The sequence below is a fragment of the Stenotrophomonas sp. B2 genome, from assembly GCF_014947095.1.
Taxonomy (GTDB): Bacteria; Pseudomonadota; Gammaproteobacteria; order Xanthomonadales; family Xanthomonadaceae; genus Stenotrophomonas; species Stenotrophomonas maltophilia_P.
The window spans coordinates 60,209-73,674 of sequence record NZ_JADCQA010000005.1 but is presented as its reverse complement, the minus strand read 5'-3'; the positions used below and the strand labels follow the sequence as shown (position 1 = coordinate 73,674).

At 69.0% G+C, this 13,466-nt stretch carries 11 protein-coding genes; 5 read left to right on the top strand and 6 right to left on the bottom strand.

Going from position 1 to position 13,466, the window contains the following annotated elements:
- The first annotated feature begins 48 nt into the window (after positions 1 to 48).
- The 3 genes from tilS to IMX13_RS07010 are packed head-to-tail and all read left to right on the top strand — an operon-like array spanning position 49 to position 2,500.
- The gene (gene tilS, locus IMX13_RS07020) at positions 49 to 1,335 is read left to right on the top strand and encodes a tRNA lysidine(34) synthetase TilS (protein ID WP_193396090.1); all 1,287 of its coding nucleotides are present in this window, start codon (positions 49 to 51) and stop codon (positions 1,333 to 1,335) included.
- A gap of 36 nt (positions 1,336 to 1,371) precedes the next feature.
- Entirely contained in the window at positions 1,372 to 1,632 is a 261-nt protein-coding gene (locus tag IMX13_RS07015; RefSeq protein WP_065174877.1) for an exodeoxyribonuclease VII small subunit, read from the top strand.
- Positions 1,622 to 2,500, top strand: coding sequence for a farnesyl diphosphate synthase (locus tag IMX13_RS07010; RefSeq protein ID WP_111186398.1), 879 nt, complete (start codon positions 1,622 to 1,624; stop codon positions 2,498 to 2,500). Before IMX13_RS07015 ends, IMX13_RS07010 begins: the two co-directional genes overlap by 11 nt.
- A 62-nt stretch (positions 2,501 to 2,562) precedes the next feature.
- On the opposite strand, the gene IMX13_RS07005 is transcribed toward IMX13_RS07010, so the two are convergent.
- Positions 2,563 to 2,937 carry a DUF4870 domain-containing protein gene (locus IMX13_RS07005; RefSeq protein ID WP_053516791.1) on the bottom strand — a complete coding sequence of 125 codons (375 nt, stop codon included), beginning with the start codon at positions 2,935 to 2,937 and terminating at the stop codon, positions 2,563 to 2,565.
- Positions 2,938 to 3,024: 87 nt separating this feature from the next.
- Complete coding sequence (gene pmbA, locus IMX13_RS07000; RefSeq protein ID WP_193396089.1) at positions 3,025 to 4,392, bottom strand: metalloprotease PmbA; 1,368 nt, start codon at positions 4,390 to 4,392, stop codon at positions 3,025 to 3,027.
- Positions 4,393 to 4,459: 67 nt separating this feature from the next.
- Between pmbA and yjgA the strand changes: the two genes are divergently transcribed.
- The gene (gene yjgA / locus IMX13_RS06995; protein WP_065181832.1) at positions 4,460 to 5,050 is read left to right on the top strand and encodes a ribosome biogenesis factor YjgA; all 591 of its coding nucleotides are present in this window, start codon (positions 4,460 to 4,462) and stop codon (positions 5,048 to 5,050) included.
- 41 nt (positions 5,051 to 5,091) lie between these two features.
- Here yjgA and tldD read toward each other — a convergent pair whose 3' ends face one another.
- Genes tldD through IMX13_RS06975 form a run of 4 tightly spaced genes read right to left on the bottom strand, consistent with a single transcriptional unit; the run spans position 5,092 to position 12,571 of the window.
- Positions 5,092 to 6,537, bottom strand: a complete 1,446-nt coding sequence (gene tldD / locus IMX13_RS06990) for a metalloprotease TldD (protein ID WP_065174873.1) — start codon at positions 6,535 to 6,537, stop codon at positions 5,092 to 5,094.
- Between the two features lie 60 nt (positions 6,538 to 6,597).
- A complete protein-coding gene (locus tag IMX13_RS06985) occupies positions 6,598 to 10,452 on the bottom strand; it encodes a YhdP family protein (protein WP_193396088.1) in 3,855 nt (1,284 codons plus the stop codon).
- A gap of 30 nt (positions 10,453 to 10,482) precedes the next feature.
- On the bottom strand, positions 10,483 to 11,970 hold the full coding sequence (gene rng, locus IMX13_RS06980) for a ribonuclease G (protein WP_053516779.1): 1,488 nt from the start codon (positions 11,968 to 11,970) through the stop codon (positions 10,483 to 10,485).
- Positions 11,963 to 12,571, bottom strand: coding sequence for a Maf family nucleotide pyrophosphatase (locus IMX13_RS06975; RefSeq protein ID WP_065174871.1), 609 nt, complete (start codon positions 12,569 to 12,571; stop codon positions 11,963 to 11,965). Before IMX13_RS06975 ends, rng begins: the two co-directional genes overlap by 8 nt.
- A gap of 129 nt (positions 12,572 to 12,700) precedes the next feature.
- Here IMX13_RS06975 and IMX13_RS06970 point away from each other — a divergent pair, with 129 nt between their 5' ends.
- On the top strand, positions 12,701 to 13,435 hold the full coding sequence (locus tag IMX13_RS06970; RefSeq protein ID WP_053516775.1) for an SIMPL domain-containing protein: 735 nt from the start codon (positions 12,701 to 12,703) through the stop codon (positions 13,433 to 13,435).
- Positions 13,436 to 13,466: the final 31 nt, after the last annotated feature.

The following is a 13,466-nucleotide window of genomic DNA, read 5'->3' as shown; positions in this document are numbered from 1 at the left end:
TGAGTCGAAGGCGCGGCGCGACCCCGGCGATCACCCTACACTTCACCCGTGACTGCCTTCCCCGCCCTGGTTTCCCTCGATGCACCGCTGCTGGTCGGCTACAGCGGCGGCCTGGATTCGACCGTCCTGCTGCACTGGCTACGGCGCTGCACGCAGGCGGCCGGCGTGGGACTGCGCGCTGTACACGTACATCACGGGCTGCAGCCCGACGCCGATGCCTGGGTCCAGCATTGCCAGCAGCAGTGCGCGGCCCTGGGAATCGAACTGGTCGTACACCGCGTGCAGGTCGAGACCGGCACCGGTCTGGGCCTGGAGGGTGCAGCCCGGCAGGCGCGTCGCGCTGCTTTCGTCGCCTCTCTGCGCGACGGAGAGACGCTGGCCCTGGCCCAGCATCAGGACGATCAGGCTGAAACTTTCCTGCTGCGCGCGCTGCGCGGTTCCGGTGTTGATGGCCTGGCGGCAATGAGCGGGGACAGCATGCTCGCCGGCCACCGGCTGTGGCGGCCGCTGCTGCAGGTCCCGCGCGACGCTCTGCATGACTATGCGCGGGCCCACGATCTGCACTGGATCGAAGACCCCAGCAACGACGACGCGTATGCCGACCGCAATTTCCTGCGCCTGCAGGTGCTGCCGCTGCTGCGCCAGCGCTGGCCGCACGCCGCAGCGGCCCTGGCCGGCAGTGCCGATCATTGCGCACGCACCCGCGGCCTTCTGCAGGAGGAGGACACTGAACTGCTCGCACACCTGGAAGCAGCCCCGCGCGTGCTGTCCTTGCAGCTGCTGCGGCAGGTCTCGCCGGAACGCGCCGCACGCGTCCTGCGCACCTGGGTGGCCAGCCATGGCGCGGCCCCGCTTCCGGGGCGGGTGCTGCAGCAGATGCTCGAGGAAATGCTGCCCTCCGCTTGCGACCGGCAGGCGCGGGTGCGCTGGCAGGATCACGTCATCCAGCAATGGCGCGAGCATGCCTATCTGCTGCCGGCCGAGCTGCCTGCCCTGCCCCTGGACTGGCAGGAGGAGTGGGACGGCCGGGTGCCTCTGGCCTTGCCTGATGGCGGCCAGCTGCGCCTGCTGGGCGCCGCGATGTTCCAGCAGCCGATGCAGGTGCGTGCACGGCGTGGCGGCGAGCGCATCGTGCTGCCGGGACGCGGCCACGCACATGCCTTGAAGGACTGCCTGCAGCGTGAACATCTGGCCCCCTGGCGGCGCGCGCAGCTGCCGCTGCTGTTTGCTGACGGCAACCTGCTGGCCGCCGCCGATGTGGTGATCGCCGCACCGCTGCAGGCCTGGCTGCACGCTCACGACGCCCAGCTGCGGTGGCAGCCGGGTGGCTGGTGAATTGACCCCTGCGCGCGTGCCGTCCACACTTGCCGCATGGCCAAGAAGTCCCCCGAAAACGCCTCCCCTGTTGCCCAGTTCGAGCAGTCGCTCGAATCGCTGGAGCAGCTGGTGGAGCAGATGGAAACCGGCGAGCTGAGCCTGGAAGCGTCGCTCAGTGCTTACGAACGTGGCGTGGGCCTGTACCGCCAGTGCCAGCAGGCGCTGGAGCAGGCCGAACTGCGCGTCCGGCTGCTCAGCGATCCGGCACAGCCCGATACGGCAGAACCCTTCGATCCGCCCAGCCATGACGGCTGAGGCGGCGTTCGCGCGCTGGCGCGACCGGATCGAAAGCCTGCTCGATGCCGCCCTGCCCTCGCCGGCCGATGCACCGCAGCGGCTGCACCAGGCCATGCGCCATTCCGTCCTCGGCGGTGGCAAGCGCATGCGTCCGCTGCTGGTCTATGCCACTGGCCAGTTGTTCGGCGCTCAACCGGAAAGGCTCGACGCGGCCGCGATGGCGGTGGAACTGATCCATGCCTATTCGCTGGTGCACGACGACCTGCCGGCGATGGACGACGATGCCCTGCGCCGTGGCAAACCCACCACCCACATCGCCTTCGACGAAGCCACCGCGATCCTGGCCGGGGACGCCCTGCAGACCCGCGCCTTCAGCCTGCTGGCCGAGGCACCACTGCCGGCAACACTGCGCGTGGACTGCCTGCAGGCGCTGGCACACGCCTCCGGTGCCGCCGGCATGTGCGGCGGCCAGGCGCTGGATATCGATGCCACCGGACAGCGGCAGTCGCTGGCCGCGCTGACCCGGATGCATGCGCTCAAGACCGGCGCGCTGATCCGTGCCGCGGTACGTATGGGCGCATTGTGCGGCGATGCGCCGGAGCCGCAGCGGGTGCAGCTGGACGCATTCGCCGATGCACTCGGCCTGGCGTTCCAGGTCCGCGATGACATCCTCGATGTCGAAGCCAGCTCCGAGCAGCTGGGCAAGACGGCAGGCAAGGACCAGGCGCAGGACAAGAGTACCTTCCCCGCCCTGCTCGGCATGGAGGGAGCGAAGGCGCAGCTGCGCGAACTGGCGGCCCGCATGCAGGCTGCTCTGGCGGGCTACCACGAAGAGGCCGATGCGCTGCGCGCGCTGGCCAGGCTTGCGGTGGAGCGCGATCACTGACGTGGTGCGCAACGAAAACGCCCGGCAATGCCGGGCGTTTTCATGTCCGCATGCAGCCGGTCTTACTTGATCAGGCGCAATGCGAACGGGTAGCGATAGGCTTCGCCGTTGTTGGCCTTGACCGCGGCAATGATGCAGAACACCAGGCTGACCAGTCCGACGATCGGCATCAGGATCGCGCCGATGACCACGATGGTCAGGATGATGCAGACCACCATCGCGATGGCCACGGTGATCTGGAAGTTCAGCGCTTCCTTGGCCTGGTCGGTGACGAAGGACTTGCCGGCGTCGTCCTTGTTGATCAGCCAGATGATCAGCGCGCCGATGAAGCCGGTGAAGATGCCCAGCAGGTGCGCGGCCAGGGCCATGGTGCGCTGGTCTGCCGGGACATCGGCGGTGACCGGCGGCGGCGGCGGGACGTTATCGAATTCACTCACGACAAAACTCCTTTTCATTGGGTGGTCTTGACCCACCGGCATCAGGCCGGTTGCGTCAGGCGGCCATAGCTTACGCCATCGACGCCATCAATCATTACCGGCGATGGTCATCCGCCCCACCAGGATCGAACCGGTCCGGATGTGCGAGCGCGGATCGACATCGCTGCCCACCGCTTCGATCGCCATGAACATCTCGCGCAGGTTGCCGGCAATGGTGATGCCGTCCACCGGGTACTGGATCTCCCCGTTCTCGACACGGAAGCCACCGGCCCCCCGCGAGTAGTCACCGGTCACACCATTGACACCCTGCCCCATCAGCTCGGTCACCAGCAGGCCGCTGCCCATCTGCCGGGCGATGTCTTCCAGCGGCCCGGCGTTGGCCGCCAGCTGCAGGTTGTGCACGCCGCCGGCATTGGCCGTGGTCTGCAGGCCCAGCTTGCGGGCCGAGTAACTGCCCAGTACGTAGCGCTGCAGCACGCCATCGCGGACCAGTGCCGACGCGCGGGTCGCCACGCCATCGCCGTCGAAGGCGGCCGAGCGCAGGCCGCGGCGCAGGTGCGGCAGCTCGTCGATCTGCATCCAGTCCGGGAACAGTCGCTGCCCGGCGCTGTCCAGCAGGAAGCTGGCCTGGCGGTAAAGCGCGCCACCGGACACGGCCGACAGCAGATGGCCTACCAGACTGCGCGCCACTTCCGGGGCGAACAGCACCGGCATGCTGCCCGTAGCCAGCGAGCGCGGTTGCAGGCGGGCGACGGTACGCGCGGCGGCCTGGCGGCCGACCTGGGCCGGATCTTCCAGGTCCTGCCTGGCCAGCGCACTGGTGTACCAGCCGTCGCGCTGCATGCCATCGCCCTGGCCGGCAATCAGCGCACAACCGATCGAATGGTGGGTGCCGCGCTCACGGCCAATGAAACCGTGCGAATTGGCGTACACCGACAGGCTCTGCGAGGTGGACACCGCCGCGCCATCGGAGTTGCGGATCTGCGCGTCGGCCTCGCGCCCGGCGGCCTCGCAGGCCAGCGCCAGGTCCACCGCCTCGTCGGCCTGCAGGGCCCAGGGATGCCAGCCGTCCAGGTCGGGAAAGTCCTTGGCCATCAGGGCGGCATCGGCCAGTCCGGCGGCCGGATCATCCTCGGTGTGGCGGGCGATCGCGCAGGCCTGCTCCACGGTGGCCGACAGGCTGGCCTCGTTCAGGTCGCCGGTGCTGGCGCTGCCCTTGCGCTGGCCGAAGTACACGGTCACGGCAATGCCGCGGTCGCGGGTGGACTGTACGGTTTCCACTTCGCCCAGGCGCACATTGACCTCCAGGCCGCGGTCCTCGCTGCAGCTGACCTCGGCCTGGCTGGCCCCCAGCGCACGGGCACGCTCGAGCAGCTGCTGGGAAAGGTCGGCCAGCCGTTCCAGGCGGGCCGGGCTGTCGTCGCCGACAACCACTTCAGGGGCGATCACGTTCAATGCTTTATCCTGTACAGGTTGGGCCCGGCATCACGCCGGGCGACTTTTTTGAAAGCAGGTGTGGACGATGCGCGGACGCGACGAAGAAACCGGTGAATTCCTTGACAAGAGCCGCAAGCAGAAGCGCGGCGAAGCCCTGGAAGTCCTGGCACTGGGTGAGAAGCTGGTGTCGCTGACCCCGGCCCAGCTGGCGCGCCTGCCGATTCCGGAGGATCTGCTGCCGCATATCGCCGAGTGCAAGCGCATCACGGCCCACATCGCCCACAAGCGGCAGCTGGCGTTCCTGGCCAAGCACATGCGCCGCGAGGAAGACGAAACCCTGGAGGCGATCCGCGATGCGCTGGACGCCAACAGCGAAACCTCGCGCCGCGAAGTGGCGATGATGCACCGCGTGGAAGACTGGCGCGAGCGCCTGCTGGACGACGGCGACAAGGCGCTGGCCGCGCTGCTGGACGAGTATCCGCAGGCGGATCGCCAGCAGCTGCGCACGCTGGTGCGCAACGCCCAGGCCGAGAAGGCGAAGAACAAGCCGCCGCGCGCCTACCGCGAGATCTACCAGGTGCTGCGCGGGCTGATGCTGCCGGCCGCGCTTGGCCTGAAGGTCGCCACCGACGACGACACCGGCGCCGATCTGGACGACGCGACCGACGAGGACTGAGTCCCCGCCGGCCGGGGCGCTGGCCGGGGCCCTTGCCATGTTCAGGCCTGGGTGCCGCCGACGGTCAGGCCCTCGATCAGCAGCGAGGGCTGGCCGACACCCACCGGCACGCTCTGCCCGTCCTTGCCGCAGATGCCCACGCCCTCGTCCAGGGCCAGGTCGTTGCCGACCATGCGCACCTTCTGCATGGTTTCCGGGCCGTTGCCGATCAGGGTCGCGCCCTTCACCGGCGTGGTGATGCGGCCATCCTCGATCAGATAGGCCTCGGTGGCCGAGAACACATACTTGCCACTGGTGATGTCGACCTGGCCACCGCCGAAGTTGACCGCGTACAGCCCCTTCTTCACCGAGCGGATCATCTCCTGCGGATCGTGCTGGCCGGCGCGCATGTAGGTATTGGTCATCCGCGGCATGGTCAGGTGCGCGAACGACTCGCGGCGCGCATTGCCGGTCGGTGCCATGCCCATCAGCCGTGCATTGAGGCTGTCCTGCATGTAGCCGACCAGGATGCCGTCCTCGATCAAGGTCGTGCACTGGGTCGGATGGCCTTCATCATCGACGTTCAGCGAGCCACGACGACCGTCCAGGGTGCCGTCATCGACGATGGTCACCCCCGGGGCCGCCACGCGCTCGCCGATGCGACCGGCGTAGACGCTGGTGCCCTTGCGGTTGAAGTCGCCCTCCAGCCCATGGCCGACCGCTTCATGCAGCAGCACGCCAGGCCAGCCCGGGCCGAGCACCACCGGCATCACACCGGCCGGCGCCGGCACCGCGTCCAGGTTCACCAGCGCCTGGCGCAGCGCCTCGCGGGCGAACGCTTCCGGCCGGCCATCGGCGAACAGTTCTTCGTAGCCATAACGGCCACCACCGCCGGCATAGCCGGACTCGCGGCGACCGTTCTGCTCGACGATCACCTGCACGTTCAAGCGCACCAGGGGGCGGACGTCGGCACCCAGAACGCCGTCGCTGCGCGCGATGAGCACGGTGTCAACGCCACCGGACAGGCTGACCATCACCTGCTTCACCCGCGGATCGGCGGCACGCAGATAGCCATCCAGGCGCTTGAGCACTTCAACCTTGGCCTCGTTGCCGAGCCCATCGATCGGATCCAGCGCCGGATACAGCGCGCGTGCATTGCCGCGCAGCAGCGAGCGGCCCGCCTGGGCACCGCCCTCGCGCGAAATCGCGCGTGCCGACTGCGCCGCCGCCAGCAGCGCATCGGCATGGATGTCATCGGAATAGGCGAAGCCGGTTTTCTCGCCGGCAATGGCACGCACGCCGACCCCCTGCTCGATGGAATGGGCACCGTCCTTGACGATGCCGTCTTCCACGCTCCAGCTCTCACGCCGGGCGTGCTGGAAATAGAGGTCGCCGAAATCGACACCGGGGCCGAGCAGCTGGCCGAAGGTGCGCTCCAGTCCAGCGGTATCCAGGCCGCCGGGGCGCAGCAGGCGGTCTTGGGCAAGCGTCAGGGCGATATCAGTCATGGCTCTCGATCTGGGGATGCAGGGGCACTCAGGCAAGCCCCGGGGAATGGGAGGCCGCGCTCAGCGCGACCGCGGCAGGTCGGTCACGGCCGGTGGAAGGGTCGGCGCAGGTGCGGGAGCCGGCGGGGTCCGTTCGCGGCTGCGTTCGATCACCTCCACCTTCGGCTCCTTCCAGGGACCGGTCACCTTGTAGGTACGGGCGCCGATCTCACCCAGCGGCTTGGACAGCACCGCATTGGTCGCCGCCCCCAGCGCAGCCCCGACCGGGCCACCGGCCACTGCGCCCACCACGGTCAGCAGATTGCCGGCACGCGGATTGACGTCGATGGTCTGGTCGAACTGCTGCTGGCGCAGGTCGGCCTGGCCGCGGATGGTGATGTTCGCCGCAGGCCCTTCGATCAGCACCTTGTCGGTGCGGGCCACGCCCTGGCCGAACTGCAGGCTGCCCTCGATCTGATTGAACGCGAAGCCCTTGGAGAAGAAATCACGGAAGTCGAACATCAGCCGCCGCGGCAGCTGGGCCACGCTGAGCAGACCCAGCACGCGACCGGCACCGGGGTCCAGTTCCAGCAGCTGACCGTTGCGCGCATGGATATCCAGCTGGCCCTGCAGATTGCCCAGCTGGAAGTCCGACGGCCCGCCATTCCACGACGCCTGCAGCTGCGCCTGGCCGGCGCCGCCACGCAGCTGGCCACCGTAGTCGAGATTCTGCATCAGCGCGCCGAGATCCTCGCTGCGCACCTGCGCGTTCAGCTCGGTGCGGGCGCCGCTGCTGCTGCCCAGCCAGCGGCCGGTGATGTCGATCTCCTGGTCGGGCGCGCGGAAGCGCAGGGTCTGCACCTCCAGGCCGTTGCCCCGCGGGCGGGTGCGCAGCACGGCCTGGCCGAGCGCCACCTTGCCGAACTTCAGGTCGGCGATGTCCAGCGCGAACGACGGCAGTTTGGCCGGATCCATGTCGTTGGCGCCGGCCTGCACCCGGGCCGGTGCCGCTGGCGCACCGGACGCGGCCGGCGGTGACTGCCAGTACACCCGGTCGAGCTGGCCGCTGATGGTGCCGCCCTCGGCATTGGGCACGCTCAGGCGGCCAGCCAGCGAAGGGCCGTCCAGGCGCACATCCAGCGCCTGCGCGCCCGGGCGCAGTTGCAGGCGGGTCTGCTCGAACACCCCTCCGATCAGCATCAAGCGGCCGACCTGCACGTCGATCGCCCGCAACGGCATCGGATCGCCGTCGCCGTCTCCGCCGCGGGCCAGGCCGATCCACTCCAACGCGTCCAGGGTCGGGCTGTGACCGTTGACCGCCAGCCCGCTGGAAGGCGGCTCGCGGTCGACCTGGCCGCTGCCCAGGGTCACCTGCACGCCGGTCTGATTGTTATGGCTGCGCGCGGCCAGGGCCAGGCGCTGGCCAAACGCCACGTCGATACGGCCATCCCCCATCGGCAGCTGCGCAGTCACGGTGGTGGCCAGTGGCTCGTCGGCGGGCTTGTCCAGCGGGGCGGGAAGATCCAGGCGCGTGCCTGCCAGATCCGAGCGCAGGCGCAGTTCGCTGGGAGGAGCGGGCGCGCCTGGCGCGACCTTCGGCAGGTTGACGGCGATGGTCCAGGGCGAGGTACCGGTAATGTAGGGCTTGAGCCAGGCCATTTCCGGCGCGCGGTCAATCAGCACGCCTGCATCAAGGCGCGCCGAAAGCTCCGACTCGAAGGCCAGCTTCGGGTCACGCACGAACCCACCCGCGCGCAGGCTCAGTTGGCCGTCCTGGCCCAGATGGCGCACCGCCAGTTGCTCGGCGGCAAAACCACCGTTGCCGTAGCGGGCCAACCCACGCATGTTGTCGAATTCCAGCGCGAAGCGCTTCTCCACCAGCTTCACGCCGGCCAGATCGACCGTGCCCTGCAGGTGCCCCCCCCCTTCGTCGGCATGCAGCGGCTGCAGCAGGTCGAAGGTCACCTGCGCCGGCCCGGTGGCGGTCAGGTTGTCCAGCGTCTCGCCGTATTCCTGGTGCAACGGGCTCTGCCGCAGCAGCGCCAGCAGCTTTCCGGCTTCGCTGCGGGTATCGGCACGCACGTACAGCGGCTGCTGGCCGAAATCCTTGATGCCGGCCTCGAAGTGCTGCACCGGCACGCCGGCCAGGTCACCGCGCCCCTGCATGTGGAAGCCAGGACCGATGAAGGCGATGTCGGCGTCAACCTGGCTCATCAGCGGCCAGTCGCGCTGGAAGCGGATGTCGCCGCGGGTGATATGGCCGGTGGCCTCGAACCGCCCGTCGTTGTTGTCGAAGGGCCAGTCGTCGAGGTCACCGGTGACCAGGCCGATACCATCACGCACCTGGCCGCCGGCCAGCGCCATGTCCAGCCAGTCGGTGGCACCCTTGCTCATCCTGGAATGGATCCAGAAGCGCTTGGCGGCCGTCATCGGTACATCGTCCAGCTTGGCCGCCAGCTGCAGCCACGGACGCGTGCCATTGCCCTGGAACCAGACACCACCGCGCAGATCGGCTGCGTAATCCGTGCCTTCCACACGCAGGGCGGCCGTGCCGATGCGCCAGCCGCCGCCTTCGTCGCGCCACCCCACCACCTGGCCTGCCAGGTGCAGGTCATGGCGCACGCCGAAGCCGGTCGGCCAATCGAACTGAAGCTCGCGCTGCGGCTGCAGCTGCAGGCGGAAGCCATCGGCGTCGCCTTCGAAATGGCCGCCCAGCCCACGCAAGCCAGGTGCGTCACCGACGCTGGCAAAACCCAGCGACTGCAGCTCGCCCTGGGCCCACAGCGGACCGTTGCGCGTGCCGGCCAGCTGCAGTTCCCGCAGATCCAGCTGCGGCTTTGACAGGAACAGCCAGCGCCGCAGGCCAGGGTCCAGGCGGTCACTCAGCGCCAGCGCACGCAGCGCGGTGCCGGCCTGCACCGCCCCGCTGCGGATGCCCAGTTGCGTGCCGACCTGCAGTTGCAGTCCATCAAGCTGCTGCGCGCCGGTGTCGTCCACCAGCCGCAGGCGCGGTACCTGCATCGCCCATCCGTCCGCCTGCCGCTGCCAGCGCAGCAGCGCCTGCATGCGCTGCAACTGCAGCCGCGGCACTGCCAGCCCCGGCATCGGTGCGCCGTCGATGCGCAGATCCCGCAGATCCGAATCGGTGGTCAGCGCCACGGGGACGAAATCGCGCAGGGTCAGCCACACATTGAGTTCGCCGCGTCCTTCACGCAGGCGCACGCCCCCGGCCGCCAGCAACGGCGACCAGGCGCGGAAATCGATGGGATCGGCGCCCAGCCATGCCTCGCCGTCGCCACGCAAACGGTCCACATCCAGCACGGCGGTCAGCGGAAGTGCGTCGGTCTGGGCCCAGGCCCGCACGCCGACCCGCAGGCGGTCGCCGTTGACGCGCAGGCGCAGATCGACGCGCGGCAATACGGTGTCGATGCCGAGTGCCGGGGCCTGCACGCCCAGCCGGCCGCCGATCACCTGCAGCTCGCCCAGCCGGCGCAGCGCCTCCAGCGGGTCACCACCGCTGCTGGGCTGCGGCAGGCCACGCACCGACCAGCGACCGTCCTCGCTCTGCTGCAGATCCAGGGCCAGGCCGCGCAGACGCAGCTCGGTCAACGAACGGCCCGGCAGCAGACCGCTGTACATCGACACCAGGATTTCAGCCTCGCCGACCGCTAGGCCCTGCCCGGCGCCGATGCGCAGGCCCTTCAGCTGCAGCAGCGGGCCACGACGGGTCCACGCCGTGTCCAGCTGGTCGAAACGGACCGGCTGGCCTGCGCGCTCGCTCAACCAGGCGGCGATCCTGTCGGGGTGTCGCTCGGCCAGCGGCAGCAGCTGGCTGAAGGTGCCCACCAGCAGCGCCAGCCCGACCAGGGCCACCGCACAGGCAGCAATGAGATGACGGCGGATCCTTCGCAGTCGCAGGCGCGGCGGCGCGCTCATCGGCCGCCGCCGACCTTCGGCCGGCGTGGATCAGAGCAGCACAACATCGAACTGCTCCTGCAGGTACTGCTCATCCGCCTGGAAGCGGATGCTCTTGCCGAGGAACTCTTCCAGCTCGGCCACCGCCGCGGATTCCTCATCGGTGATGCGCGCCACCACCTTGGTCGACGCGATCACCAGCAGGCGCGCGGCATCGAACTGGCGCACCGCGCGGGTGATCTCGCGGAAGATCTCGTAGGTGACCGTTTCGGTGGTCTTGATGGTGCCGCGACCGCTGCACTGCGGGCAGGTCTCCGACAGCTGGCGCTCCAGGCTTTCGACCGTGCGCTTGCGGGTCATCTCCACCAGGCCCAGCGGCGAGAAGTCGTAGACCGTGGTCTTGGCATGGTCCCGCGCCAGCGCCTTTTCCAGGGTTCGCAGCACCTGGCGGCGGTGCTCGGCATCGTCCATGTCGATGAAGTCGATGATGATGATGCCGCCGAGATTGCGCAGGCGCAGCTGCCTGGCCACGGCCTGCGCCGCCTCCAGGTTGGTGCGGAACACCGTCTCCTCCAGGTTGCGCTGGCCGAGGAACGACCCGGTGTTGACGTCGATGGTGGTCATCGCTTCGGTCTGGTCGATCACCAGGTAGCCACCGGACTTCAGCGGCACCTGCTTGTCCAGCGCGCGGCCGATCTCGTCCTCCACGCCGAACATGTCGAAGATCGGGCGATCGCCGGAGTACAGCTCCAGCTTCTCGGCCAGCACCGGCATGTACTTGGCCACGAAAGCCTGCAGCTGCGCGAACGTTTCCTTGGAATCGACCTTCACCTTGTCCACGTCCTTGCGGATCAGGTCGCGCACCGAACGCAGCGGCAGGCTCAGGTCTTCATAGATCACGCTGCAGGGGGTGGCGTCGCGGCCGCGGCGCTCCACCACGTTCCAGACCCGCGACAGATAGGCGATGTCCTCGGCGATGGCTTCGGCCGGCTGCCCTTCGGCGTTGGTGCGCACGATGTAGCCGTAGCCGCCGTGCTGTGCCGACAACTCGGTCACCAGCGCCTTCAGACGCGCGCGCTCGGCCTCGTCCTCGATGCGCGCGGACACGCCCACCACTTTCGATTGCGGCAGCAGCACCATGTAGCGCGACGGGATGCTGATCTGCGTGGTCAGCCGCGCGCCCTTGGTACCGATGGGATCCTTCACCACCTGCACCACGATGTCCTGGCCGTCGCGCAGCAGCTCGACGATCGGCACGCTGGCCGGTGGTGGCAGGGTGGTGTTCTCGGTGTCGGCACTGGCCACCGGCGCTGGCCGCACCACGTCGTTGGCATGCAGGAACGCAGCGCGCTCAAGGCCGACCTCGACGAAGGCGGCCTGCATGCCCGGCATCACCCGCTGCACCTTGCCCTTGTAGATGTTGCCGACCACACCCCGGCGCCAGCCGCGCTCGATGTGCAGTTCCTGCAGCATGCCATTCTCGATCACCGCGACCCGGGTCTCGCGTGGGGTCACATTGACCAGGATTTCCTCAGACATCTGCAGCCTCCCTGGCGGCGTTGGCAATGGGAGCCGGCACGCCGCAGCGCGCCAGCAGACGATCGGTGTGCAGCAGCGGCAGCCCCATCACACCGGAGTAGCTGCCGGACAGGTGTTCGATCCAGCGCTCGGCCCCACCCTGGATGGCGTAGGCCCCGGCCTTGTCCAGCGGCTCACCGGTGGCCACATAGGCAGCGATGTCGGCGGCGCCGATCGCAGCGAACGTGACCTCGGACACCACCAGTTCGCTGTCCAGCCCGGCCGCGCCGACCACCACCACGGCCGTCATCACCTGGTGCGTGCGTCCGGCCAGGCGCGTCAGCATTGCCCGGGCATCGGCGGCATCGACCGGCTTGCCGAACACCTCGCCATCAAGCACGACCTCGGTATCCGAGCCCAGCACCCGTGCGTCCGGGTCATCGGCCAGCACCCGGGCCAACCCGGCGCGCGCCTTGTCGGCCGCAACCCGGCAGACGTACTGTTCGGCGCTTTCACTGGGCGCGCGCTGCTCGACAACCTCCAGGTCAAGCGCCTGGAAGGGGCGTCCGAGTCGGGCCAGCAGCTGGTTGCGTCGGGGGGAGCGGGAAGCAAGATAGAGCATCGGCACAGCATAACCTGAGGCCGCCGCCTGAATCGTCGGCAACCTGCTCCCGCGTGCCTTCAACCCCGAACGGACTCACAGCGCGTTCATCGCTACGACACCACCCTCACGCCACAACAAGGAGATCCCATGCGCCTGACCGCCTCCCCGCTGCTGCTTGCCCTGTCCCTTGCCCTTGGAGCCTCGATGTCCGCCCATGCCGCCCCGCCGCCGCCGATCGCCGCCCCGGCCGAGGGCACCCTGCTGAACATTTCGGCCAACGCCGAAGCGACCCGTGTGCCGGATGTGGCCACCCTGTCGGCCGGCGTCGTCACCCAGGCCGCCGACGGCAACAGCGCCATGCGCCAGAATGCGCAGCAGATGGACAAGGTGCTGGCCGCGATCAAGGCGGCCGGCATCGCCGAGCGCGATGTGCAGACCAGCGGCGTCAGCCTCAACCCGCAGTACCGCTATGCCGACAACGAAGCGCCGAAGATCACCGGCTACCAGGCCAGCAACACCGTCAGCCTGAAGGTCCGCGACATCGCCAAGCTGGGCCGGGTGCTCGATGCGCTGGCCGCCCAGGGCGCCAACCAGATCAACGGCCCCAGCTTCGAGATCGACCAGCCGGAGCCGGTCTATGACGAAGCCCGCCTGGCCGCGCTGAAGAAGGCACAGGCGCGCGCCCAGACCTATGCCAAGTCGCTGGGCCTGCAGGTGCGCCGCATCGTCAGCATCTCTGAAAACAGCAACGGCGGCTTCCGCCCGGTGCCGATGATGCGGGCACAGATGGCCTCGGCCGCCATGGACAAGGCCACGCCGGTCGCGCCGGGCGAATCCACCGTTTCGGTCAACCTGGACGTGGTGTTCGAGCTGGGTCGCTGACGACCCGGCACGGCGGGGGCACTGTCCGCCG

Excerpts from the sequence above, each read along its gene's own strand:
- IMX13_RS06970 (WP_053516775.1), top strand. The coding sequence starts at position 12,701 with ATGCGCCTGACCGCCTCCCCGCTGCTGCTTGCCCTGTCCCTTGCCCTT.
- yjgA (WP_065181832.1), top strand. The coding sequence starts at position 4,460 with ATGCGCGGACGCGACGAAGAAACCGGTGAATTCCTTGACAAGAGCCGC.
- rng (WP_053516779.1), bottom strand. The coding sequence starts at position 11,970 with ATGTCTGAGGAAATCCTGGTCAATGTGACCCCACGCGAGACCCGGGTC.
- tldD (WP_065174873.1), bottom strand. The coding sequence starts at position 6,537 with ATGACTGATATCGCCCTGACGCTTGCCCAAGACCGCCTGCTGCGCCCC.
- IMX13_RS07010 (WP_111186398.1), top strand. The coding sequence starts at position 1,622 with ATGACGGCTGAGGCGGCGTTCGCGCGCTGGCGCGACCGGATCGAAAGC.
- IMX13_RS07015 (WP_065174877.1), top strand. The coding sequence starts at position 1,372 with ATGGCCAAGAAGTCCCCCGAAAACGCCTCCCCTGTTGCCCAGTTCGAG.
- IMX13_RS06975 (WP_065174871.1), bottom strand. The coding sequence starts at position 12,571 with ATGCTCTATCTTGCTTCCCGCTCCCCCCGACGCAACCAGCTGCTGGCC.
- IMX13_RS06985 (WP_193396088.1), bottom strand. The coding sequence starts at position 10,452 with ATGAGCGCGCCGCCGCGCCTGCGACTGCGAAGGATCCGCCGTCATCTC.